Here is a 23,464-nt window from a genome sequence, read left to right as displayed (position 1 = left end):
TTTTTTTATTTTTCGGGAAATTAAAGGTGTTTAAATAAGAGTATTGAATTTCTTTAAAGGGATATTAATTTAGGATGTGTTGAGATGAAAAATTGAAAAAGTAAGGGGTATATGTTAAAAAAGTTCATATAAGGGAGAATATAAATGGAAATTCAGTTTAATTCAATCTTAAAAAAGGAATTAACAATTCAAGATATTCAAAATGAAATGGAATCTGGAAAGCTAACTTCAAAAGAGCTAGTGATGTATTATCTCTATAGAATTGCAAAGTATGATCAAGACGGGCCGAAAATCAATTCAATTTTAGAAATCAATCCAGATGCTATTTTTATTGCAGAAGCGTTAGATTATGAAAGAAAGACAAACGGCGTAAGGGGACCATTGCATGGAATACCTGTTTTGCTTAAGGATAATATTGAAACGAATGACTTCATGCATACAAGTGCAGGTACAATAGCTCTAGAACAAAATATAAGCAGTGAAGATGCATTTCTCGTTACTAAACTGCGAGAAGCAGGGGCAGTGATAATAGGAAAAACGAATATGACAGAATTAGCAAATGCAATGTCTTTTGAAATGTGGGCTGGATATAGTGCAAGAGGTGGTCAAACAATCAATCCATATGGAACGGGCAAGGATCATATGTTTGTTGGCGGATCTAGTACAGGATCTGCAATAGCAGTTGCTGCTAACTTTACAGTAGTATCTGTTGGGACAGAAACCGATGCTTCTATTTTGAGCCCCGCTGTTCAAAATTCTGTAGTAGGTATTAAACCGACTGTCGGTTTAATTAGTCGTAGAGGAATTATTCCATTTACTTATTCGCAAGATACAGCTGGACCATTTGCTAGAACGGTAACCGATGCTACTATTTTGCTAGGGAGTTTAACTGGAGTGGATGAGAAAGATGTAGTTACTCACAAAAGTGACGGTAGGGCATATCGGGATTATACATCTTACCTTGATGCAAATGGCTTAAATGGAGCGAAGATTGGTGTGTTTAACGCTGCACCAAAAGATTATTACGAAAATGGTGAGTATGATGAAATCTTGTTTAAGGAAACGATCCAAGTATTACGTAATGAAGGAGCGACAGTAGTAGAAAATATTGATATTCCTTCTTTTCATAGAGAATGGAGCTGGGGAGTTCCGCTTTATGAACTGAAGCATAGTTTAGATAACTATCTTTCTAAATTACCTTCTACTATTCCGGTACATTCTATTTCGGAGTTAATGGAGTTTAATAAAAACATAGCAGAAAGAGCTTTAAAATATGGACAAACCAAGTTAGAGGGAAGAAAAGACTTTCCAAATACGTTACGAAATCCAGAATATTTAAATGCGAGATTAGAAGATATATATTTTTCTCAAGAACAAGGCATTGATTTTGCATTGGAAAAATATAATCTTGATGCGATACTGTTTCCTTCCTATATAGGTTCTACTATATGTGCGAAAGCGGGTTATCCGTCTATAGCAATACCAGCTGGGTATATGGAAAGCGGGAGACCTTTTGGAATTACGATTGCAAGTACTGCCTTTAGTGAAGGGATATTAATTAAGCTAGCTTATGCTTTTGAACAAGCGACAAAGCATAGAAAAATCCCCAACTTATCATGAATAGAATAAACAAAGAGGACAGGAATCCCTGTCCTCTTTGTTTTAGTGATTAAAGTGAAATATCGTTCTGCTCTGTCTTATGATATTTTAATAAACTAAAAGATAAACAAGCGGAACATAAAATAAGAATAGAAGCGATGATATAAATTGTACGAACACCGAACATATCAGTAATAATGCCAATGCTAAGCATAGATAGTCCAGAGGCTGTTGAAAGAAGTGCACCATGTGCTGTATACATTTTGGATAATAAAGCAGGGGCGACACTTGATTGTAAAACAGTCGTTTGGGAAATATCTCTAATTTGATAACATGGTCCCATTAGAACACATAGAAAAAGCGCAATAAATCCGCTGCTCGTCATACCATATAAAAATGTAAGAATGCTAAATATAAGAGAGCCAATCGACATAGATCGTATTAAATTGTTTTGAATATAGGAACTCATTTTCCAGGCTAATAGACCACCGATTAACGTGCCAACATAATAACTTGTATTAATATACCCCCACCATTCTTCGCCCTTATGAAGGATAGTCGTAACGTATGCCATCGTAATAGCGCCAATCCATATTGTCCCTGCGAAAGTTTCGATTAAGTCCATATATGTAACGGTACGGAGAGAAGGATTTTGAAATAGGAGTTTCCAACCTTCTAATAAAACAGTACTTTTGGAAGAGGGAGAATCTGCTATTCTTTCAGTATGTATGGAACGTAATGAAAAATGTAATGCAATGCATCCGAAAATCATTAAAATGTTATTAATCATGAGTGTAGAAGTAGCGCCAATGAGAAGAACGACAATACTCGTAAATGAATAAGCAACGGCTTGCACAATTTGTGTTGAAAAGGAAAAGATACTATTTACTTTTACTAATTTTTCTTTCGGTGTAAGGCGCGGAAGAATACCGTATAATAATGGAGCACTCCACCCACTACATAATGAAATGACAAAAATAAAAGTTAATAGAGCTATAATGTTTGTGGATAAGACCGGGAACAAAATCATTAATAATAGTAAAAAGACTGTTTTCAGCCATTGGAGCGTATATAACAGCGTATAAGATGGAAAACGATTTATTATAAGTGGTGCAGAGATGTTAGCAATTAGATTTGTGATAACTTGTAATAATGGAAAAAGAGCAGTAATAGTAGCTGATTTAGTTGCTATATAAATATGAGTTGTAATAATCATTACATATACGATGTCAGCGAGAGTAATGCATATTTTGGAACCTAAATAGTAGATTAGTGACAGGTTTCTCAATAAGATTATCACCTCTATAAAAAATAGTATTTAGTAATTGTAATAATTGTAATTTAAAAATTAAAATTTTTAAAGAATTTAATTTTTTGTCACTTTTTGAAAGGGATTTTCATGTATAATGAAGAATATATTGATATAGTATTATATTAATGATCATTGTAACAGTGAGTATGTACAATAGCTTGTAGCAAACGCCCAAGTGTAAGAAAGGGCGGATAAACCATTCTTTTCTTCATATACATATAGAAAATGAGAAAGAAAGTGAGGGTTGCATATGGCTGCTTGGGTAATTTGGTTTATAATAGCTGGTATTTTATTTATCGCAGAAATGTTGTCGATTACATTTTACATGCTTTGGCTTGGAATTGGAGCTGTTGTCGGAGGTCTTATTGCTTTGTTTACTCCTGATGCACTACTGTTACAAGTTACTGTTGGTGCAATTGTAAGTTTAACTTTGACATTCTTTACGAAAAGAATTTCAAAAAACTTTCGAGAAGCAAAAGGTTTTACTGATACAGTAGATATGCTTGTTGGTAAAAGAGGGATTGTTATGCAAGCGATTACAAATGAAGCGAATGGTATTGTGAAAGTGGATGGAGATACTTGGACAGCTATTGCAGATTCTTCAATTGATGCTGGAGAAAAAGTCGTTGTTATAAAGAGGCATAGTACTATATTACAAGTGAAAAAGGAGAGTGAATAAATATGGTAGCATTAACGTTAACGATTATATTCGCACTAATTGTAGTTACATTTATCGCATTAACAATTAAAATTATTCCTCAGCAAAAAGTTGGGGTTGTTGAAAGATTTGGTAAGTTTCAACGTATCATGCACCCAGGGTTAAATATTTTAATACCAATTGTAGATCGTGTTCGTGTATATCATGACTTACGTATTCAACAAACGAATGTACCACCGCAAAAGGTAATTACGAAAGATAATGTTCAAGTAGAGATTGATACAATTATTTTCTATCAAATTGTTGAACCAGAACTTGCGACATATGGTATTTCAAACTATGAATATGGTGTTCGTAATATTACTTCAGCAACGATGCGTCAAATCATCGGTAAAATGGAACTGGATGAAACGTTATCTGGTCGTGAAAAAATTTCAACAGAAATCCGCTTAGCGCTTGATGAAGCAACAGAAAAATGGGGCGTACGTATTGAACGTGTCGAAGTTGTTGATATTAACCCGCCAAAAGATGTGCAAGCATCAATGGAAAAACAAATGAAGGCTGAGCGTAATAAACGTGCGATTATTTTAGAAGCTGAAGCAGCAAAACAAGATAAAGTCCTTCGCGCTGAAGGTGAAAAGCAAAGTAAAATCTTGATGGCTGAAGGGGATAAAGAAGCGCGTATTCGCGAAGCTGAAGGTATAAAAGAAGCAAAAGAATTAGAAGCACAAGGGGAAGCACGAGCAATTGAAGAAATTGCAAAAGCAGAACAAAATCGTATTGAATTGCTTCGTGAAGCGAATTTGGATGAGCGTATACTTGCTTACAAATCATTTGAATCATTAGCTGAAGTTGCAAAAGGACCAGCAAATAAAGTCTTTATTCCGTCTAATGCAATTGAAACACTTGGTACTCTTGGGGCAATTGGAGAAATATTTAAAGAAAAACAAGCGAAGAAACTACTTTCAAATGATACAGGAAAAGAACAATAAAAGTGAGGAAGAGAAATGGTATACCATTTCTCTTTTTTTGTGCGTATATTCTGAAAAGCTTGTACATATCCATGTATAAAGAAGGTGATGCAGTGAAAAAGTATGCAACTCGAATACATGGGAAGAAACTGATTTCGTTACTCCTTTTATATGCGCTAATAGTAATTATGATAGCGTCGATTTTGACGTCATTTTTACATACAATGAAATCGAATTATGCAAATCAATGGTTTGGAAAAGTATCGATGCAAGGTTTTGTTCAAATGATAGAAAGTGAGAATCGCTATTACGGATTTGATTATTTTAAGAAGAATAAAAGAGAGTCAGTTGGGAATTTAATGTTCTCTATCGCGACAGATTTGAAAATTAAAGATTTAAGAACATTCGTCGGTAAAGAAGTACCTGGTATGTCAAAGTATTATTCTAATATTATCGTAGCTGGGGAAGGGACAAACTTGACGAATATCCCAAATGAATCTAGTGTACCGATTGAAGAAGTAACGAAAGAACGGGAAATAGCAAAAGATAAAGTTACAGAAGCGGAAAAGAATAATCCGGTTCAGAAAAAGAACGGAGCGAAAAAAGGTGAAAGTGCAGTATATATTTATCATACACATAGCTGGGAATCCTTCTTTCCATTATTACCAGGGGCAACTGATCCATCTAGCCCAGATGTAAATGTGTCTTTACTAGGGAAACGTATGAAAGAGCAACTTGAAGGACAAGGAATTCCGGTAGTTCATGATAAAACGAATATGGGTGATTTATTAGCGAGTAAAAAGTGGGTATGGTATCAGTCATATAAAGCGTCTCATGAATATGTAAAAGAAGCATTAGCACAAAATAATAAAATTGCGTTTCCGATTGATATACACCGTGACGATCAGCGTAAGAAAGTAACAACAAAAGTAATTAACGGAAAATCGTATGCAAGATTATATTTTATAATTGGGATGGAAAATGAAGGCCGTGCTGAAAATGAAAAAATTGCAAGAGCGATCAATAGTTATTTAGATGAAAACTATTACGGATTAAGTAGAGGGATTTTTCCAAAGTATAAAAAAGATGGAAATGGCGTTTATAACCAAGATTTATCGAAAAATGCGATGTTAATTGAAGTTGGTGGTGTTGATAATACGTTAGATGAATTATATAACACAATTGATGTGTTAACAGAAGCGTTTAGTAAATATTATTGGAATGATGCGGAAAAAGTGAATGGATGAGGGACGGGAGACCGTTCCTTTTTTATTTTGGAATCTTAAAATGTGATATAATGGAATTTTGTGAATGTTAAATAAAGGGAGAGAGAAACATGCAAATACTACTAATACGCCACGGAGAATCAGAAGCTGATATTTTACATGTGCATGAAGGTCGAGCTGATTTTGAGTTAACTGACAAAGGGAGACAACAAGTACAAAGACTTGTACAGAAAGTAAAAAAAGATTTTGTACCAGATTTCATTTGGGCAAGTACATTAAAACGCGCTCGTGAAACGGGTGAAACATTAGCAGAAGCAATTGGTTGTCCAATTCAATTAGAAGAGGAATTAATGGAGTTTAATAATGGAGTACAAGCAGGCTTATCATTTGAAGAAGCAAAGAAATATCCAGAGCCAAAGTTTCTTCATGATCGTTTTGAAAACGGGGAATCGTTTATTGAGTTTCGAATGAGAATAGAAGGAATCTTTTCTAAAATCTTGACAGAGAATACATATGACCGAATTGCAATTGTTGCCCATGGAGGCGTAATTAATAGTCTATTACGTGCATTTTTCAAAATGCCAATTTCAATGGACTACTATTTCAAAATGGGAGATACGGGAATAAGTTTAATTGAAATTGAGGGTGAACAAAAAACGGTGCATTTCATTAATGATACGAATCATTTGGACGGGATGTAAAGACTTATGTACAAAGTTGTATTTTTCGATGTTGACGGTACGTTATTAAGTGAGATTGATAGAAGCATGCACGAAAGTACAAAAGAAGCGGTACAAAGATTAATAGATAAAGGAATTCACGTAGTTGTTACAACTGGAAGACCATATAGTTTATGCTCACAATTTAAGGAACTAGGTATAAATACGTTTATTTCAGCAAATGGTGCACATATAAAATGTGGGAAAGAAGTTATACATAAATCAGTACTTTCAAGCGAAATCGTTCATGATATTTCAAATTTTGCTGAATTACATGGTCACAGTGTTTCTTACTTTACAGAAGAATTTGCAATGAATAATATTGCTTCCAAAGATGAACGTGTCATGCGAGCGTTAAATGAAACTTTAAATTTAGAGCGGTATCCTGACAAAGTTAGAAACTTATCAGATGAGATGTATTGCATATGTCTGTATGCTGATGATACAGAAGCTCAAAAATTCATTGAAAGATATCCAGCACTTACGTTTGAGCGTTTTCATGGTTACGTTATAAATGTATTGGAAGATAGTAAAGTATCGAAGCTAACTGCAATTCAAAAAGTATTGGAACATTTAAATATTAGTAAATCAGAAGCCATTGCCTTTGGCGATGGTGGAAATGATATTGAAATGTTGCAGTATGTAGGATTAGGAGTTGCGATGGGAAATGGTGGAGAGGAGTTGAAGAGAAGGGCTGATTTCGTTACAACGAAGGGGAGTGAAGGCGGAATTTCTTATGCGTTAAAGAAGTTGCGCATTATTTAAAACTAATAGTTAGTCAGTGTGAAAAATCCTGTTTTAATAATGGCTTTTGTTAATATGTATACTGTTTTAGGGAATTATTTGAGCTCTCCTACTTACAATTTAACTGCAGAACAAATCCTTTATTTTCGCTTAGCAGGGCTGTTTGGTATGTTGCTCTCACCACTTGCAGGTCGTTTAACAAAGAGGTTTGAAGTAAGGAAAGTTCTTCAAGGAGGATTGTTGATTGCTATTTTTAGTCTAAGTTCAATGGGCTTTGTTTCGTATCTATCTCTACTTGTAATGATGAGTGTCTGTTTTGTAATAGGTATTGCTATATCCGTTCCGTCTTTAGTTTCTCTTGTAGGTCAATTAGGAGGGAAAGCAAGGGGAATAGCAGTATCTATTTATACTTTTATTTTATTTTTAGGTACTAGTATAGGACCTATCATTTCTATTTATCTTATGAAAATAGGCGGTTATGCTCAAACATTTATTTTATTAGGAATGATACTTTTTATTGGTTTTGTAGCTTCTCTATTTATAATTAATGAATGAGTGGAAAATCACTCAAATAAAGGAATGCGTGGATCTTTCATATGCTCGCATAATAAAATATGAATTTGTCCACGATGATGATAAAAGTGTGCAACGATTTCAAGTAACCATTCAAAGCGCGAATAAGAAATCCCCCAATAGGCAGTCATAACTTCTGCTAATTCTATTTGGGAGTAGGAAAGAAATGTTTTAGAGAGAAGGTTGTATCCTTCAATCATCGTTTGTTGTATGTGAGCAACTGTTACGGGCGTATGTTCTATATAAAAGGTATGTAATTCTTTTTCTGAAATACCATTTAAAATGAGTAAATCAGCATGACAAATAAGAGAAAGATGTGCACACATTTCAAATAATGATCGTTTTGAGTGAATCGGTTGTATTTTTAAATCGTTTTCACTATATTGGTTAAGCATATAAATAGAAGTATCAATAGCAACTTTTAGTTGATGCAATGCAGATTGAACAAACATTGTAATTCTCCTCGTCTCCGTATATAATAGTTTCTTGAGGATATTATATCATACTCAAAATTCCGAAAATTCTAGTAGTTTGACTAGCATAATGAAAAGTATTATATTGTAAAAGGTCATATGAAACGTGAAATAGAATGGAATGCAATTATTGAGTTAGGAGTTAGACCAATGAGTTTGAAATATGGAAGAGATACAATTGTAGAAATTGACTTAAATGCTGTAAAACATAATGTAAAAGAATTTAAAAAACATGTAAATGATGAAGAAATTAAGATGATGGCTGCTGTAAAAGCGAATGGGTATGGCCATGGGGCAGTTGAAGTTGCCAAAGCTGCAATTGAAGCTGGGATACATCAACTTGCAGTTGCATTTGTAGATGAAGCAATAGAATTAAGAGAAGCAGGAATTACTGTGCCGATTTTAATTTTAGGATACACACCAGTAGCGGCTGTAGAAGATGTAATTCAATATGACGTTATGATGACTGTTTATAGAGTAGAAGATTTACATGGTATAAATGAAATTGCAAACCGTCTTCAAAAGAAAGTACAAATTCAAGTGAAAATTGATACAGGAATGAGTCGTATCGGTTTACAAGAAGAAGAAGTTAAACCATTTTTAGAAGAATTAAACCGTATGGAGTATGTAGAGGTAGTAGGGATATTTACGCATTACTCTACGGCAGATGAAATCGATAAATCATATACGAATATGCAAACAAGTTTATTTGAAAAGGCTGTTAATACAGCGAAAGAATTAGGAATTCAAATACCATATATTCATAGTTCAAATAGTGCGGGATCAATGGAATTAAGTAACACATTTCAAAATATGGTACGCGTTGGAATAGGAGTGTACGGTATGTATCCGTCAAAAGAAGTGGATCATTCAGTCGTTTCTTTACAGCCTGCGTTGTCGTTAAAATCAAAAGTAGCTCATATTAAACATGCGAAGAAGAATCGTGGTGTAAGTTATGGGAATACGTATGTAACAACTGGTGAAGAATGGATTGCGACTGTACCAATTGGTTATGCTGATGGTTATAATCGTCAATTATCTAATAAAGGCTATGCGTTAATTAACGGGGTTCGAGTACCTGTTATTGGCCGTGTTTGTATGGACCAGTTAATGTTGGATGTTTCAAAAGCGATGCCAGTACAAGTAGGAGACGAAGTAGTATTCTACGGTAAACAAGGTGAAGAAAATATCGCAGTAGAAGAAATAGCGGATATGTTAGGTACAATAAATTATGAAGTTACATGTATGCTAGATAGAAGAATTCCGCGTGTCTATAAAGAAAATGACGAAACAACTGCAGTTGTAAATATATTAAGAAAAAACTGAATCATTTCGATTCAGTTTTTTTATTCATATCAAATGCGAATATACCCTCGTTATGTAATACGGAGTAAACTTTGTGAAACACACTTTTTAGTTCATCTAAATTAAACTATCACCGGCAGAGATGACCAGTCCCGCAACAAAGATCTAATATACGAGAGTAGGGAAGAGCATCTTGTAAAACGAGGCTGGGTAGGAGTATTAAACAAAATGTCTCCAATGTTTATTATAGATGTTTGCTAAAATATCATAATTAGAATAAATTGTTTTTTTAACATATGTATTCACCTAAAAATTCATTAAATTATAATAGTCATGCCTCGTTTTAATTTCAAAACCACATTGTGTATATAGTTTTAAAGCGTGGATATTTTTTGTTTCGACGTCTAATTCAATTGTTGAAACTCCTTCTGTAATAAGGGTATGTACTATATTACAAAGAATATCTTTTCCGTATCCTTTACCTTGATAAGAAGGATGAACGGCGAATCCTGATAGTGTAGTAGATTGCTCTTGTTTAGAAACTGTAATTGTTCCTATCACTTTTTCAGCAATAAGGGCACTGTAAACTTGATGGGAAGATGAATTCATCATTTTTTGTAACCATGCAGTCGTATTTTCTACTGAATCACCAAAAGCTTTACTAGAAATTTTAATAAGATCAAGAAGTGATTCTGAAGTTGCAAGAGTAAGCTGTATATTATTATCTGTTGTTTTTTGAATTTCGTTTGTTTTGCACTCCATACTATATTCACTATATAAATATGGTAACTTCATATGTTTTACAAATTCATTCCCAGAAATAGAATCCCCATTAATAATAAGAAGAGCTTCATCTGTCTCTCTATTTTGTATTTCTTTCATTGCAGTTTGTAAAAGGATAGTTCCGAAACGTTGTTTTCTAAAATGAGGATGTACAAAGCCTATTAGTTCAAGCTTTGTTGGTCTTTCGAAATCATACATATTTAAAGCGCCAATTAATTGAGTACCGTTATAAAGAAGAAAATCGTTTATATAATCTTCATTTCGATTTTTTAAAAAGTTGATATGTAAATCTGAAGAGTAATCAAGATTGTCTTGTTGCCCACAAATATAAGCCAAATCCTTCATTTGCTGTATTTCACTTTCTGTTACAGAACGCTTTTTCTGAATATCCATTGTATACTCCCTCTCATTCGTATTTAAAAATAGGATGGGTGACTTAACCATTTTTTTAATTCCACATTACCTTGCACAGATAACAGTCGGTATAAATAACGATAAGGCTGTCTATATTCTTCTAAGTGAGGAATAGACATAATTGTTTCGTAACCACTTTTAAAGACATGTGCTTCTTTTTCGGTAAGTACATATTCTAGTCCGATAAAATCAAGCTCTCGCGGAGCAACAGCGTAAGCTTCAGTATCTACTAAACCCGTAATAGTTGTACCGTCAGATAAAAATTGAGTAGGATCCATATCAATTAAGACGAGTGTAGATTCCTTTGGTACGGACAGGGAAGAAAGTTGTGATTCAAAAGTAGGGAATGCATTTTGTATGCTTTCATCATCGGAATAAAACATATTCACAAGCTCTTTACTCACGTTTAAAATATGTGATTGGAATTCATCTAGTGGAATTTGGAACGTGCCTGACGGATTTCCTATGAAATCGGCTTTAAACTTATGTATTTCTGCAAGTCCTTTTCCTAGGCTGAATAAAATAGAATCTGGTTGCTCGATAAAAGATTGAACTGTGTTACCTACTAACTTTTCGACCACCACAAATTCACGGCCATTTAAAACATGTTTTTCTAATGTTTTTGGGATAGGAAGATTCGTATGTTCTTGCAGCAATGTATGTACAGTTTCTAAATGATGGACGTTCCTTGGATCAATTCCAAATAGATTTTTACATCCCCACCAAAAATCATTATTTGGTTCTTCATTCATTTTAGAAGCACGAACGATAACTTCTGTATCTTCTGTTTGAACGAGAAAAACATCACTTGCATGATCTTCATAACCTGGGTGTAAGGCTTGAACGGATAGAATAGGTGAATTGAATAGTTGTTGTAACATGAAAAGACTCCTTTTTCTGTAAATTCCATAAATTCATTATATAACAGATGATGTGTTATGAGGATAAAGATAAAAAGATAGACAGCATACTTACATTTATAGTGAAAACTCATTAAAAATATTATATTTCTCTATTTTTGTATGAATTGTCTAAAAATAATGGTGGTAATACTTGAATGTAAGACTCGTATCTTTAAATCTATGAAGAGTAAAAGTAAAATTAAGCATTCATTTATAAGATTGTGAATCACAATAATGTAGACTATAGAAAATATTTCTCAATAATAAAATGAAGAGAAAAGCATGAAGAAGTAGAATGCATTCATTTATAATAGACTTAAATTAATTAATATAATTAATTGTTAATTTTATTATATTAATTGGATAGGAGAGAATGTTATGGCAAATGTACTCGTAATAAATTTTCCTGGGGAAGGTCATATTAATCCGACTTTAGCTATTGTAAGTGAGTTAATTCAGCGAGGGGAAACAGTTGTTTCTTATTGTATTGAAGATTATAGAAAGAAGGTTGAAGCAACAGGTGCGGAATTCCGAGTGTTTGAGAATTTTCTCTCTCAAATTAATATTATGGAACGAGTAAATGAGGGTGGGAGTCCTTTGACGATGCTATCTCATATGATTGAAGCATCAGAGCGTATTGTTACTCAAATTGTAGAAGAAACAAAAGAGGAAAAATATGATTATTTAATATATGATAATCATTTTCCAGTAGGACGTATTATAGCGAATATTTTACAATTACCAAGCGTTTCATCCTGTACAACGTTTGCTGTTAATCAGTACATTAATTTTCATGATGAGCAAGAATCGAGACAAGTAGATGAAATGAATCCATTATATCAATCTTGTTTAGCGGGAATGGAAAGATGGAATAAGCAGTATGGAATGAAATGTAATAGTATGTATGATATTATGAACCATCCTGGTGATATTACGATTGTATATACTTCAAAAGAATATCAGCCGCGTTCAGAGGTATTTGATGAATCATATAAATTTGTAGGTCCATCAATTGCTACTCGAAAAGAAGTGGGGAGTTTTCCTACCAAAGATTTAAAAAATGAAAAAGTGATTTTCATTTCTATGGGAACAGTTTTTAATGAACAACCTGCTTTGTATGAAAAATGTTTTGAAGCGTTTAAAGATGTTGATGCGACAGTCGTATTAGTCGTTGGTAAGAAGATAAATATAAGTCAATTTGAAAATATCCCGAAAAATTTTAAGTTGTATAATTATGTCCCGCAATTAGAAGTTTTACAGCATGCTGATGTATTCGTGACACATGGTGGTATGAATAGTTCGAGTGAAGCGTTATATTACGGTGTTCCATTAGTTGTAATTCCGGTAACAGGAGATCAGCCATTCGTTGCAAAACGATTGACTGAAGTAGGGGCAGGCATAACACTTAATCGCAACGAGTTAACTTCTGAATTATTACGTGAGACTGTAAAGGAAGTAATGGATGATGTGACGTTTAAGGAGAATAGTCGTAAAGTGGGAGAGTCGCTTAGAAATGCCGGTGGATATCAAAGGGCAGTTGAGGAAATATTCAAATTAAAAATGAAGCCGTACGTAAAGATTAAATAGATGTTAAAAACACACTTACTTTTAATTTGTAAGTGTGTTTTTAGTATTACGCGTTACATGTGTTACATAAAAATAGCGATAAAGGAGAAACTTTTGTGTATATAAATCGATACCTTTGAATTAGTAGTAAAATTACGTTAAAATAATACTAAGAAAATATATAAGTTTTGGGGGTAATGAATGAAGAAAGTATTTGAATACGTATTATTAACAATTGGCTCAATTATAGTAGCAGGTTCATTAGAGCTTATTTTAGCACCTAATGGATTAGTAGATGGCGGGGTAACGGCTATTGCTATTATGGCAAATAAAGTCGCAGGATTGCCGCTTTATGGTGTGTTCTTAGGAATTAATATCCCAATTTTATTATTTACTGCAAAAGTAATGGGAAAGAAATTTTTTATCCGTACATCTTATGCGAATGTAGTTACAACACTCGGATTAATTTATTTAAAACCATTTCCAGCAATTACGACTTCTGAGTTATTAATTGTACTTTATGGTGGAGTACTGTTTGGAATTGGTGTTGGGATTGTTGTTAAAATGGGTGGAGCAATTGACGGTTCAGAAATGTTAGCAGTTTGGATGAATAAACACTTTAATGTACCGATTAGTACATTTTTACTTGCAGTAAATGCAGTTATTTTCATCTTTGTTGCCATTTTATTTTCAATCGAACAAGCGATGTTCTCGTTAGCAATTTTCTATATTGTTACGAAGATGATTGATTTTATACTAGATGGTATTAATCAAGGTAAGAGCGTTATGATTATTTCTGGTAAGAATAAAGAAATAGGCGATTTACTTATGAAAGAATTGCAACTATCTGTTACGTATCTACATGGAGAAGGTGGTTTTTTAGGGGAGCATAAGAGAATCATTTATTGCATTACAAACCGATTCATTTATCCGAAAATGAAAGATCTCGTTCTCTCTGTAGATCCAACCGCTATAATTGAAGCTTCCTATTCAACAGAAACGACTGGTGTGAAACGTCCGGGAAGGAAAGCTAGGTCAGGTGAATAACTAGAAGAAGGCTGTCCAAAAAGTTATTTTGGAACAGCCTTCTTTTTTATTTTGTTGAATTGTTAACATGTTACAAGTTAAACCCACTGTTAACAAGTTTCCTTGCAACTAGGAAACCAAGCGTCTTTCAATAATATAGCCAACGTTTCAATTTTATTTTCCGGAATACTACCAAAGCCGAGTAATACGTATGATTCCTTACGTAAATCATTCACGAAATCATATGGAGAAAGTGGGTATAATTTAACGCTTTGTTTTTTAGCGGATTCAATCAGTTCATTTTCATTCATACTGTTATTTACACATAAAACAATATGAAGTCCGGACTGTTCGCCAAGAATTTGAACATTAGCCCCCATTTCTTTCGTAATGGATTTTACTAACGTATGATGTTTTCTTTTATATAGTGTACGACTCCGATTAAGGTGACGTTCCCAATTCCCGTTTTGTATAAAGTTAGCAAAAGCAAGTTGTTGTATTGTAGCGACTGTTTGTTTGAAAATTCCATGCAGTTCTTGGTATATCTTTAAAAGGTGTGGTGGTAAAACAACATATCCCATTCGTAAAGAAGGTAAAAAAGATTTTGAGAAAGTTCCCATATAAATAACGCGTTCATTTGAATCAAGACTTTGTAAAGAAGGAATCGGCTTACCAGCGTAGCGAAACTCTCCGTCATAGTCATCTTCAATAATGTATCCATTGCAATCATTAGCCCACTTTAACAATTCTAATCTTCTAGATAAAGGCATAATAATCCCGAGTGGAAATTGGTGTGATGGTGTAACGTATGCGACATTGGAATTTGTATTGTATAAACTAGAAATATCAATCCCTTTTTCATCCAATGGTATGGGATGAATTTGTCTATCACAGCTTTTAATAATTGCGTGTATACGGTGAAATCCAGGGTTTTCAATGCCGTATTCTTTTGTAGGGCCAAGCAGTTGAAGCAGTAGCCAGAGAAGTGGCTGTGTTCCGGCGCCGATCACAATTTGATCAGGTGAAGAATGTACACCGCGAGAATGATATAAATATATTGATATATGCTCTCGAAGAGCGAATTCACCTTGAGGATCTTCTTTGGCAAATAGTGCATTTTCGTATGTAAGTATGGATTCTTGTAATGCTCGTTTCCAATTTGTAATCGGAAATGCATTTTGATCAATAAGCCCTTGGCTACAATCATATTCAAATTTTTCTTCTATCAAATTGTTCGTCTTCTTTGCTGCATTTCGTTTTTTATTTGGGATAATGTCAATATCGAAATTTGCTACAAAAATACCACGTTTCGGTTTACTTTCTGCATAACCTTCAGCTAATAACTGTTGATAAGCTGATTCAACAGTAATGCGGCTAATATTAAGTTGTGATGCTAAATTTCTGTGTGAGGGTAGACGTGTGCCAACAGAAATAGTCCCTTGTATAATTTCAGCTTTTATATATTCGTAAATTTGCAAGTAAATAGGTGTGTTACTTTGTAATTGCAATGGGATAGTAAAATCCATATAAAACTCTCCTTTAAAACTGGCCTTATAAAAAACACTTAAACTGCCACTTAAGTAAAGGGCAGTTGCTTTCTATAATAATGATATAACATTTAGAAAATTATTTAAATAGTTAAGGGAGAGTTAAAAATGAATGTTAAAGAAGTAGTAACAGAAGAGCAATTACATGACGTATTACCTGTTTTACAGCAATTAAGAACGAAACTTTCAAAAGAGGAAACAAGCTCTTTATTTCGAAATATGAAAGAAGAAAATTATAAACTATTTTCGCTGCGTAATGAGGATGATGAAGTTGTTAGCCTTGCAGGTGTAGCAATTTGTACGAACTTTTATAATAAGAAACACGTTTTCGTATATGACCTTGTAACAGCAGAAGCACATCGTTCAAAAAGACATGGGAAAGTATTACTTTCGTATATAGAGAACTGGGGAAAGGAAAACGAATGTGAGTCTATCGTCCTCACGTCAGCATTTTCAAGAATTGATGCTCATCGTTTTTATGAAAGAGAAGGGTATGATAAGGTGAGTTATTCTTTTCATAAAGAATTATAAAAAATAAGAAGAAGTTGTCCCGCAAAAGTTGGGAACAGCTTCTTCTTATTTTTTAAGTTATTATTAAACCGTAAATAGGTTGTAAGTTATGGTATATGTATTTGAAAAGGTTATATAGTGTATTTTGTCGAATTGTTTTAATTTAATAAAGAGAATGATTGGAGCGCTTATACTTGAAAAAAATAAAGAAACTATCAATCCCTAATGATGCTAGAGTTATCGTCATATCTGATATTCATGGAGAATTAAATCTTTTAAAAGAAGCACTACATAAAGTTAACTTTAAAGATGAAGATTATTTAATTATTAATGGAGATCTTTGCGAGAAAGGACGAGATAGCGTAGGTGTAGTAAACTACGTTATGAATCTTGTAAAGAACAATTCAAAGGTTCACGTTGTTGAAGGGAATTGTGAAGTTTTAGTTGATGCTCTTCTAAATGAAAATCCTGATCTTATTAATTATTTATGTATGAGAAAGCACTCGATTTTTAATGAATGGCTAGAGCAATTAGGTTTTTCAGTTCATGAGGGCACTTCAATTCGTGAAGTGAAAGAAGCGTTGTTAAGTGAATTTTCACAAGAACTATATTGGCTAACAGAGTTGCCAACAGCGATTGAAACAGAAGATTATATTTTTGTGCATGCCGGTCTAGAAGATAGAGTAGATTGGAAAGAAACAGAGCGCAAAAATGCGATAGCAATGCCACAGTTTTTTAATAAATCACATAAAGCAAATAAGTATGTAATAGTTGGTCATTGGCCTGTCGTGAACTATTCTGAAGAAGCACCGTCTAACAATCCAGTTATTGATAAGGAGAAAAAAATTATTGCAATTGATGGAGGAAATGCAATTAAAGAAGCAGGGCAATTAAACGTATTTATTATTCAGAGGAAACAAACCGGCGATACGTTTTCTTATACATATGTAGACTATTTTTCAGAGTACGAAGTAATAGCGGATTTTAATGCGAATTCAGAAATGCAGGGCGGAGTGACATATCCGTATTATTACATAGAGCCTATCGAGAAGATGCAAGATTACACCGTATGTAAACAAAAGGAAACGAATAATTTACTCATTGTAAAAAATGAATATATGAAACAACTTGAGTCAGGTGAATATACAGTGAAAACCGATATTTCTTGTGCGCAAATAAGCGTTAGGAAGGGAGATATCGTTTCTCTCATTGATGATAGCTGTTCAGGATATGATTTAATTAAAAAAGATGGCGTAGAGGGTTGGATAGGGAAAGGGATTTTAGTTGAGATAGAAAAAGTGAAAAATAAAACATTAAGCTGAAATAGGAGGGGTATAACCTCCTATTTTTTTAAAGGAGTAGATTGCTTGCTGTCTTTAATAAGTAAATAAATCGTACTCGGCAGAATGATAAACGTCATTCCTAAAAGAATTGCTAGTATAGCATAACCTCTATAGAGAGCAGAAACGATAAAAGGAAGTATCGCTAAAAAAATACCTGCTATCATCATTGAAATACTACTAATATTTGAAGCTCTTTTTTCAAGGTGCTTATCATTCCATTCTAATGAAACGGTTGATCTAGTCGTATCAATTTTGGAACTGAAATAACCTATTAATATAAATAAAAGCCCTAATGCTAAAAATATGAAATGATCAAGAGGAAGTGAAAAGCCAAGAGCGATGAGGGCGATGACAATATCGACAAAAAATAAGAATAGTAACATTGTGTTACCGATCCAATGGAGAAATTTCTGGTTACTCGCTGCTTTAGATAAAGCTAAAAATACAAAGAATAAGAAGGAACATATAATTATATTTACGATTACAAAAGTGCTTTTATCCATTGTTGATGTAGGCGTTCCATTAAAGTCCCATTTCGTAACAATACTTAATGGTAAGAAGAAATAGAGAATAATATTTGTCATAATAATAGTAAGAAATAAAGCAATACTAAATCGATTATTCACTGAAACACCAGCTTTCTAAATCAATAATTGGTATCTAATAACAAAATTATACAATATAATATATGATATTAGTTTTGATTTTTCTGAAAAAATATTATAATTATATATGAAATAAAGAGGAATGCAGGAGGGAATTATGCAAAGCGTTGTATTAAAGGGGAAGAAAGTTACAATTCGTACAATAGAAGAATCAGATATAAAAACATTATGGAATATCATATTTAAAGAAGAAAGTCCAGAATGGAAGAAATGGGATGCGCCATATTTCCCGTTCTCAATGCAAGAATACTCATCCTATAAGGAAAAGATGCAAACTCGTTTAAAAGAAGAACCACTGTCAAATTTAATTATAGAAAATAACGGTCAAATCATTGGGACAGTCGGGTTTTATTGGGAATATAAACCGACGCGTTGGTTAGAGATGGGGCTTGTGATTTATGACTCAACATACTGGAATGGTGGATACGGTACAGAAGCATTGACATTATATAGAGATTTGCTATTTGAAAAAATGGAGATTGGTAGAGTAGGAATCACGACTTGGTCTGGCAATGAACGAATGATGAAAGTAGCGGAGAAAATAGGAATGAGCTTAGAAGGTAGAATGCGAAAGTGTCGTTATTATAACGGAACATACTATGATTCTATTCGAATGGGCATGATTCGTGAAGAATGGGAAGCGCTATGTGTAACGAAGGGGTGAGAAAGATTGTACGCTATTATTGCTACATTTGATCGTGTGTTTACTCATAAAATTACAGAACTGCAAAATGAATTAACAAATGTAATTGGAACAAATCAACTAGCTGGAGTAGAACCTCATATTACGTTAGCTGATTATAATGAGTTAGATGTCCATTTGTATACGGAGAAACTAGGGGAGTTTGTAGCTATTCAAGAAAATATGGATGCAGTAACTTTTCCTTCTATTGGAATTTTTCCTACTAATGGAACGGTCTTTCTAGCGCCGACTGTTACCGATGAATTGTTAAAACTTCATCATTCTTATCATGATTATTTTAAAACTTTTCATGACAACCCAAATTCATATTACGTACCGGGAAAATGGGTTCCGCATTGTACAATTGCAAATAGATTACATACAAAGCAGTTTTTAAGTGTAATGGAATATATTTATGGAAAGTTTAATTTTGCAACAGCTTCAATTGAGAAATTAAAATTAATTAAGGTGAATTATGAAAATGGTTTTGCCGTTTCTTCTAGTATATTAGCAGAATATAATTTAAAGAGAATGGAGACATCGAGATGACATATATAATTAGAGAAATGAAGCAAGAAGACATTCACGCTGTACAATCAGTAGCAAAAATAGCTTGGCATGATACATACGAAGGCATTATTCCAAGAGAAATTCAAGATAGTTTTTTAGATGAGGCATACTCTGATGAAAAAATGAAATATCGTCTTAAAAATACGCATTTATTCGTTGCGGAAGAAGAAGGAGAAGTAATAGGGTTTGCAAACTTTTCACCTGTTAGACTACAAAACGAAGCAGAATTAGGTGCGATTTATTTGTTACCAGATCAGCAAGGAAAAGGGATCGGAAGTGCTTTATTACAAAGAGGGATTAAAGCATTAAATGGGATACGGAAATTGTACATACATGTAGAAGCAGCAAATGAAAAAGGAAAACGCTTTTATGAAGCGAAAGGTTTTGCTGAATTAGAGCAATTTGAAGAAGACTTTGAAGGACATATGATGCAGACAGTAAGGATGGTTTTATACGTATAAGGAGGACTAGTAATGAAAATTTTTGATTTTAGTGAAAAAGTAGGAAAGCACCTATCAGTATTTCAATCTAATTTCATCATGTCAAAAATATTAAACCATCAAGGAAATATACATATCGGTGCTATGCATTTACACGAGAATGGAATCATCGGTAATCATGAAGCAGTTGTATCTCAACTGCTTCTTATTGTGGACGGGACAGGATATGTATGTGGAGTAAATAAAGAAAAGATAAAGATAGAGGCGGGACAAGCTGTGTTTTGGGAAAAGGGAGAGCTCCATGAAACAAGTACAGAACACGGATTAACGGCAATTGTTATGGAAGCGGAGAATCTTGAACAAGCGATAGTAATGCCTATTATTCAAGGGGAGTTGTGAAAAATGATAATTAAGGCGAATCAAGAAGATACCAATGAAATATTAAAATATGCGGCTCAATCGCTTTTTGAAGGGACGAGAGGGAATTGTCAATTAAGTACCGAGAAAGCAATTGAGATTACAAAGCCGATTGTAGAAAAAGGAGCATACTATTTAATTGTTAAAGAAGAAAATAAAGTAATGGGATGGATATTAATAGGGGGAAATACAGACTATTTTTCTCGTGAAAAACTTGGATTTATATATGAATTGTACGTTTTCCCAGAATATCGCGGGAGAGGATTATCGCGAGAACTGATGGAAGCTAGTATTAAGGAATTAAAGGAGAAGTATTCAGAAATTCGGTTGAATGTATTTGCTGGGAATTTTGCAAAAGAGATGTACGAAGAGTTTGGGTTTGTTGAAAGGCAGGTCATTATGACTTTGAAGTGAGTATTATAGTCTGAATGGGAGAAAATAATGATTTAGTGGCTACTTTCTCGCTGGGATTTAAAGTGAATAAGTCCTTATAAATATATAAAATAGATGGTTTGCCTTTATTTTATAGTAGATTTATAGAGTGTGCTTAAAAAAATAAATTAGTATTATACAATATATCGTTATTATAGTAAAAGAGAAATTTTGGAAAAATATCATTTTTTTGTTTAGAAATTTTTAAATTATTGATATAATCAATTTGTAGAATTGATTATTGGTTAATTTTACTATTTTTTAATTTTAAGGGGGATTTAATAATGGCAGGACAAATTCGTATGTCACCAGAGGAGCTTAAATCGAAAGCGACTCGATATGGACAAGGTGCAAATCAAATTGAGGACATTTTACGTCAACTACAAAACTTACAAAATGAATTAAGAGGAGAATGGGAAGGTCGTGCTTTCGAAGGTTTTGACCAACAGTTCAATCAATTAAAGCCAAAAGTACAAAACTTCGCACAGCTATTACAAGAAATTAATATGCAGCTTAATAAAACTGCAGAAGCTGTTGCTAGACATGACGAAGATCTTTCTCGTAATTTCGGTCTACAATAAGACAGATAAAAAGAAATATATAATTTAGCCATGCAACCATACGTTGTATGGCTAAATTACTTTAAAACTAGAGTAAGATACGAAGTCTTTCATTAGATAGACTCGCAGTCGCAGGAGTGATAAGTAGTGAAAAAGTTCAAATGGAGCATCTTGTTGTTTATTATTTTAGCTCTTGTACTATCAACAGGGGTCTCCTATTTAGCATTAAATCAAAATGTTAAGAAAGCTAATGAGAATACTACACCAAAAATGACAGTTGCGTTGGTAAATGAAGATCAGGGCACTGTATTTGAGGGCAATAAAATAGCGTTTGGAGATCAATTTGTTAAAAATGTAAATAAAAATACGAAACAAGAATGGTACGTAGTTAGTCGCGGGGTAGCAGAAAATGGATTGAAAAATAATAATTACAATATGATGATTGTTATTCCAAATGATTTTTCTAGGAAAGCAGTTGCGATTGATTCAGAGATTCCGGAGAAATTAACTTTAAACTACAAAGTAAATGCAACTGGGAATAAGGATTTGAAAGCTGAGGCAGAAAATACAGCTTCTGTTATTTTAGAAGATTTCAATAAGCAAATAATCGACGTTTATTTTGCGAGTATTATCGGTAAGCTACAAGGTGCACAAGATAATATAGGTAAAATAATTGAAAAAGGAAACGTTCAAACAACTATGTATAAAAAAGATATACATAGTCCGTTAGCAAATTACACAAATCAATTTAAAACAGTACAAGATTATACAGGTGTTTCTGTTAATAGTTTCAAAGGATTTCAGGATGTTTTAAAAGGTTTCGGTCAAGCGTTAGATGAAGGGAATAAATCAAACAGTACGTACTTAGATGGTTTTAATAACTTTCAAAAAATGCAAACTGATAACAATTTGTTAGCGAATAATTTCACAAATCAATTCAATCAATATATGAATGATATGAATACAGGCGATGCTTTAAAGCAATTAAGTGCATTGGAATCCGCTAATAAAATTATTTCAAATCAATTTACGTTTTCAGAGAAAGAACCAAATATTTTAACTGATGCTGCAGCAATTCAAAAATATTTAGCAGATGTAAAAAAACAAGTGTCTGAATATGATACAGAACTTGCAGGGAAGTTAGAAAGTGATATTCAAGAGACGGTAATTAAGAAGTTAAAGCAATCTATGTCGAATGATGGAAAGCAAGAAATCTTCATAAATACATTAATGAAACAACCAGATGCTCGAATAAAGAAACAAATCGAGAATTTAATTGCGAAATTACCTAGTTTAAACATGGAAGAAATCGGTCAAAGTGATTTGCCAGATACAACGAAATTACAACTGCAAAATGTAATTCAATTTACACAAAAATATAATAAAGAAAATAATTTTTATTATGATCCTGTAAATAAAATATCTTTAGGAAACGCAATTAAAGAAGTAAAGGATAGACTTTATACAGAGGGAATTACATTTAGTGATACTGCAAAAGTAATTAAAATGGAATCTCCGCAAATTTTGAAGATAAAGATTCCAGAAGAATTTAAACTAGATGGAAGTACAGGATTCTTACATATTGATGATGTGGATCGTACAAGTGACTTTCTTCAAAGCGAAGCAGGAGAAATTACAATAGCTCCTCGTAATGAAGGGGATATAAAGATTAGCTTGGATGTGAAGTTAAAAGATCCAAACATCAATATAGATGTTTTCTCTCCTGTAACATGGCAGTGGGAATTGAGCGGGACTCATAAAAAAGAAACTAGTCCTGAAAAAGAAGAACCTAATAAAGAGGATAAAGGAACACAAACTGAAAATAGCAAGGTGGAAAATGTGGTTCATAAATCACAGTATGGCATAATGCCGTTGGTACACAGTGCTAAAAACCCTATTATTAAAAAAATGGAAAACACAACAGGGAAAGATAACGGAACCGGAGGAAACCCAGGAGGCGGAACGGGAACAGATAACGGAACTGGAGGAAACCCAGGAGGCGGAACGGGGAAAGATAACGGAACCGG

24 protein-coding genes and 2 pseudogenes are annotated in these 23,464 nt (G+C 33.4%); 19 read left to right on the top strand and 7 right to left on the bottom strand.

Annotated elements, in window-relative coordinates; all coding sequences use genetic code 11:
- Positions 1-144 precede the first annotated feature (144 nt).
- Complete coding sequence (locus BLT20_RS12630) at positions 145-1,620, top strand: amidase family protein (RefSeq protein ID WP_000405416.1); 1,476 nt, start codon at positions 145-147, stop codon at positions 1,618-1,620.
- A 49-nt stretch (positions 1,621-1,669) separates the two neighbouring features.
- On the opposite strand, the gene BLT20_RS12625 is transcribed toward BLT20_RS12630, so the two are convergent.
- A complete protein-coding gene (locus BLT20_RS12625; protein ID WP_001245227.1) occupies positions 1,670-2,887 on the bottom strand; it encodes an MFS transporter in 1,218 nt (405 codons plus the stop codon).
- A gap of 274 nt (positions 2,888-3,161) precedes the next feature.
- Here BLT20_RS12625 and BLT20_RS12620 point away from each other — a divergent pair, with 274 nt between their 5' ends.
- The 6 genes and pseudogenes from BLT20_RS12620 to BLT20_RS12595 all read left to right on the top strand — a co-directional run.
- Positions 3,162-3,590: an NfeD family protein gene (locus BLT20_RS12620; RefSeq protein WP_000741986.1), complete on the top strand. Its 429-nt coding sequence runs from the start codon at positions 3,162-3,164 to the stop codon at positions 3,588-3,590.
- Positions 3,591-3,592: 2 nt separating this feature from the next.
- Positions 3,593-4,561: an SPFH domain-containing protein gene (locus BLT20_RS12615; protein ID WP_000226251.1), complete on the top strand. Its 969-nt coding sequence runs from the start codon at positions 3,593-3,595 to the stop codon at positions 4,559-4,561.
- Between the two features lie 71 nt (positions 4,562-4,632).
- Positions 4,633-5,787 carry a stage II sporulation protein P gene (gene spoIIP, locus BLT20_RS12610; protein WP_002025676.1) on the top strand — a complete coding sequence of 385 codons (1,155 nt, stop codon included), beginning with the start codon at positions 4,633-4,635 and terminating at the stop codon, positions 5,785-5,787.
- Between the two features lie 89 nt (positions 5,788-5,876).
- Positions 5,877-6,467 (top strand): histidine phosphatase family protein, encoded by a 591-nt coding sequence (locus BLT20_RS12605; RefSeq protein ID WP_001166440.1) that lies wholly within the window; start codon positions 5,877-5,879, stop codon positions 6,465-6,467.
- A 6-nt stretch (positions 6,468-6,473) separates the two neighbouring features.
- On the top strand, positions 6,474-7,250 hold the full coding sequence (locus BLT20_RS12600) for a Cof-type HAD-IIB family hydrolase (RefSeq protein WP_000278976.1): 777 nt from the start codon (positions 6,474-6,476) through the stop codon (positions 7,248-7,250).
- 30 nt (positions 7,251-7,280) lie between these two features.
- A pseudogene (locus tag BLT20_RS12595) lies at positions 7,281-7,784 on the top strand (MFS transporter); the annotation flags it as partial.
- A gap of 8 nt (positions 7,785-7,792) precedes the next feature.
- Here the strand turns inward: BLT20_RS12595 and BLT20_RS12590 are convergent.
- On the bottom strand, positions 7,793-8,254 hold the full coding sequence (locus tag BLT20_RS12590) for a DinB family protein (RefSeq protein WP_000498001.1): 462 nt from the start codon (positions 8,252-8,254) through the stop codon (positions 7,793-7,795).
- Between the two features lie 171 nt (positions 8,255-8,425).
- Here BLT20_RS12590 and alr point away from each other — a divergent pair, with 171 nt between their 5' ends.
- Positions 8,426-9,601, top strand: coding sequence for an alanine racemase (alr, locus tag BLT20_RS12585; protein ID WP_002182683.1), 1,176 nt, complete (start codon positions 8,426-8,428; stop codon positions 9,599-9,601).
- A 22-nt stretch (positions 9,602-9,623) separates the two neighbouring features.
- Here alr and BLT20_RS31040 read toward each other — a convergent pair.
- From BLT20_RS31040 to BLT20_RS12570, 3 genes and pseudogenes are all read right to left on the bottom strand, one after another.
- Positions 9,624-9,886, bottom strand: a pseudogene (locus BLT20_RS31040) (class I SAM-dependent methyltransferase); the annotation flags it as partial.
- A complete protein-coding gene (locus BLT20_RS12575) occupies positions 9,887-10,756 on the bottom strand; it encodes a GNAT family N-acetyltransferase (RefSeq protein ID WP_000354420.1) in 870 nt (289 codons plus the stop codon). It abuts the pseudogene before it with no gap.
- Between the two features lie 23 nt (positions 10,757-10,779).
- The gene (locus tag BLT20_RS12570) at positions 10,780-11,658 is read right to left on the bottom strand and encodes an aminoglycoside phosphotransferase family protein (protein WP_000941368.1); all 879 of its coding nucleotides are present in this window, start codon (positions 11,656-11,658) and stop codon (positions 10,780-10,782) included.
- Between the two features lie 399 nt (positions 11,659-12,057).
- Here BLT20_RS12570 and BLT20_RS12565 point away from each other — a divergent pair, with 399 nt between their 5' ends.
- Positions 12,058-13,266, top strand: a complete 1,209-nt coding sequence (locus tag BLT20_RS12565; RefSeq protein WP_000024466.1) for a macrolide family glycosyltransferase — start codon at positions 12,058-12,060, stop codon at positions 13,264-13,266.
- Between the two features lie 180 nt (positions 13,267-13,446).
- Entirely contained in the window at positions 13,447-14,292 is an 846-nt protein-coding gene (locus BLT20_RS12560) for a YitT family protein (protein ID WP_000755126.1), read from the top strand.
- Between the two features lie 89 nt (positions 14,293-14,381).
- Here BLT20_RS12560 and BLT20_RS12555 read toward each other — a convergent pair whose 3' ends face one another.
- Positions 14,382-15,797 carry a MocR-like pyridoxine biosynthesis transcription factor PdxR gene (locus tag BLT20_RS12555; RefSeq protein ID WP_000348026.1) on the bottom strand — a complete coding sequence of 472 codons (1,416 nt, stop codon included), beginning with the start codon at positions 15,795-15,797 and terminating at the stop codon, positions 14,382-14,384.
- A gap of 129 nt (positions 15,798-15,926) precedes the next feature.
- Between BLT20_RS12555 and BLT20_RS12550 the strand changes: the two genes are divergently transcribed.
- Together BLT20_RS12550 and BLT20_RS12545 are read left to right on the top strand one after the other, a co-directional pair.
- Positions 15,927-16,349 (top strand): GNAT family N-acetyltransferase, encoded by a 423-nt coding sequence (locus tag BLT20_RS12550; RefSeq protein ID WP_001101108.1) that lies wholly within the window; start codon positions 15,927-15,929, stop codon positions 16,347-16,349.
- Between the two features lie 173 nt (positions 16,350-16,522).
- Positions 16,523-17,650, top strand: a complete 1,128-nt coding sequence (locus BLT20_RS12545; protein ID WP_000721378.1) for a metallophosphoesterase — start codon at positions 16,523-16,525, stop codon at positions 17,648-17,650.
- Positions 17,651-17,670: 20 nt separating this feature from the next.
- On the opposite strand, the gene BLT20_RS12540 is transcribed toward BLT20_RS12545, so the two are convergent.
- Positions 17,671-18,297 (bottom strand): DUF1648 domain-containing protein, encoded by a 627-nt coding sequence (locus BLT20_RS12540; RefSeq protein WP_001065169.1) that lies wholly within the window; start codon positions 18,295-18,297, stop codon positions 17,671-17,673.
- A gap of 136 nt (positions 18,298-18,433) precedes the next feature.
- On the opposite strand from BLT20_RS12540, the gene BLT20_RS12535 reads away from it, so the two are divergent.
- The 7 genes from BLT20_RS12535 to esaA form a co-directional block, all read left to right on the top strand.
- Complete coding sequence (locus BLT20_RS12535) at positions 18,434-19,000, top strand: GNAT family N-acetyltransferase (protein WP_001192367.1); 567 nt, start codon at positions 18,434-18,436, stop codon at positions 18,998-19,000.
- 6 nt (positions 19,001-19,006) lie between these two features.
- The gene (locus BLT20_RS12530) at positions 19,007-19,567 is read left to right on the top strand and encodes a 2'-5' RNA ligase family protein (RefSeq protein ID WP_000270863.1); all 561 of its coding nucleotides are present in this window, start codon (positions 19,007-19,009) and stop codon (positions 19,565-19,567) included.
- Complete coding sequence (locus BLT20_RS12525) at positions 19,564-20,049, top strand: GNAT family N-acetyltransferase (RefSeq protein ID WP_000221050.1); 486 nt, start codon at positions 19,564-19,566, stop codon at positions 20,047-20,049. Before BLT20_RS12530 ends, BLT20_RS12525 begins: the two co-directional genes overlap by 4 nt.
- Before the next feature lie 12 nt (positions 20,050-20,061).
- Positions 20,062-20,427: a cupin domain-containing protein gene (locus BLT20_RS12520; RefSeq protein ID WP_000688072.1), complete on the top strand. Its 366-nt coding sequence runs from the start codon at positions 20,062-20,064 to the stop codon at positions 20,425-20,427.
- A gap of 3 nt (positions 20,428-20,430) precedes the next feature.
- Positions 20,431-20,859 carry a GNAT family N-acetyltransferase gene (locus tag BLT20_RS12515; protein WP_000584239.1) on the top strand — a complete coding sequence of 143 codons (429 nt, stop codon included), beginning with the start codon at positions 20,431-20,433 and terminating at the stop codon, positions 20,857-20,859.
- 302 nt (positions 20,860-21,161) lie between these two features.
- Positions 21,162-21,458, top strand: a complete 297-nt coding sequence (locus tag BLT20_RS12510) for a WXG100 family type VII secretion target (RefSeq protein ID WP_000918601.1) — start codon at positions 21,162-21,164, stop codon at positions 21,456-21,458.
- Between the two features lie 126 nt (positions 21,459-21,584).
- The coding region (gene esaA / locus BLT20_RS12505) for a type VII secretion protein EsaA (protein ID WP_141770358.1) at positions 21,585-23,464 on the top strand (1,880 nt) is incomplete at its 3' end.

Source organism: Bacillus sp. cl96 (assembly GCF_900100505.1).
GTDB lineage: Bacteria > Bacillota > Bacilli > Bacillales > Bacillaceae_G > Bacillus_A > Bacillus_A cereus.
The sequence above is the reverse complement of the archived record's forward strand: the minus strand, read 5'-3'. Positions and strand labels throughout refer to the sequence as shown.

What these genes read in the sequence shown, in the direction of transcription:
- BLT20_RS12525 (WP_000221050.1), top strand. Translation starts at nt 19,564, where the DNA reads ATGACATATATAATTAGAGAAATGAAGCAAGAAGACATTCACGCTGTA.
- BLT20_RS12535 (WP_001192367.1), top strand. Translation starts at nt 18,434, where the DNA reads ATGCAAAGCGTTGTATTAAAGGGGAAGAAAGTTACAATTCGTACAATA.
- BLT20_RS12555 (WP_000348026.1), bottom strand. Translation starts at nt 15,797, where the DNA reads ATGGATTTTACTATCCCATTGCAATTACAAAGTAACACACCTATTTAC.
- BLT20_RS12590 (WP_000498001.1), bottom strand. Translation starts at nt 8,254, where the DNA reads ATGTTTGTTCAATCTGCATTGCATCAACTAAAAGTTGCTATTGATACT.
- BLT20_RS12510 (WP_000918601.1), top strand. Translation starts at nt 21,162, where the DNA reads ATGGCAGGACAAATTCGTATGTCACCAGAGGAGCTTAAATCGAAAGCG.
- BLT20_RS12560 (WP_000755126.1), top strand. Translation starts at nt 13,447, where the DNA reads ATGAAGAAAGTATTTGAATACGTATTATTAACAATTGGCTCAATTATA.
- BLT20_RS12605 (WP_001166440.1), top strand. Translation starts at nt 5,877, where the DNA reads ATGCAAATACTACTAATACGCCACGGAGAATCAGAAGCTGATATTTTA.
- BLT20_RS12615 (WP_000226251.1), top strand. Translation starts at nt 3,593, where the DNA reads ATGGTAGCATTAACGTTAACGATTATATTCGCACTAATTGTAGTTACA.
- BLT20_RS12620 (WP_000741986.1), top strand. Translation starts at nt 3,162, where the DNA reads ATGGCTGCTTGGGTAATTTGGTTTATAATAGCTGGTATTTTATTTATC.
- BLT20_RS12550 (WP_001101108.1), top strand. Translation starts at nt 15,927, where the DNA reads ATGAATGTTAAAGAAGTAGTAACAGAAGAGCAATTACATGACGTATTA.
- spoIIP (WP_002025676.1), top strand. Translation starts at nt 4,633, where the DNA reads ATGTATAAAGAAGGTGATGCAGTGAAAAAGTATGCAACTCGAATACAT.
- alr (WP_002182683.1), top strand. Translation starts at nt 8,426, where the DNA reads ATGAGTTTGAAATATGGAAGAGATACAATTGTAGAAATTGACTTAAAT.
- BLT20_RS12600 (WP_000278976.1), top strand. Translation starts at nt 6,474, where the DNA reads ATGTACAAAGTTGTATTTTTCGATGTTGACGGTACGTTATTAAGTGAG.
- BLT20_RS12515 (WP_000584239.1), top strand. Translation starts at nt 20,431, where the DNA reads ATGATAATTAAGGCGAATCAAGAAGATACCAATGAAATATTAAAATAT.
- BLT20_RS12630 (WP_000405416.1), top strand. Translation starts at nt 145, where the DNA reads ATGGAAATTCAGTTTAATTCAATCTTAAAAAAGGAATTAACAATTCAA.
- BLT20_RS12565 (WP_000024466.1), top strand. Translation starts at nt 12,058, where the DNA reads ATGGCAAATGTACTCGTAATAAATTTTCCTGGGGAAGGTCATATTAAT.
- BLT20_RS12570 (WP_000941368.1), bottom strand. Translation starts at nt 11,658, where the DNA reads ATGTTACAACAACTATTCAATTCACCTATTCTATCCGTTCAAGCCTTA.
- BLT20_RS12520 (WP_000688072.1), top strand. Translation starts at nt 20,062, where the DNA reads ATGAAAATTTTTGATTTTAGTGAAAAAGTAGGAAAGCACCTATCAGTA.
- BLT20_RS12575 (WP_000354420.1), bottom strand. Translation starts at nt 10,756, where the DNA reads ATGGATATTCAGAAAAAGCGTTCTGTAACAGAAAGTGAAATACAGCAA.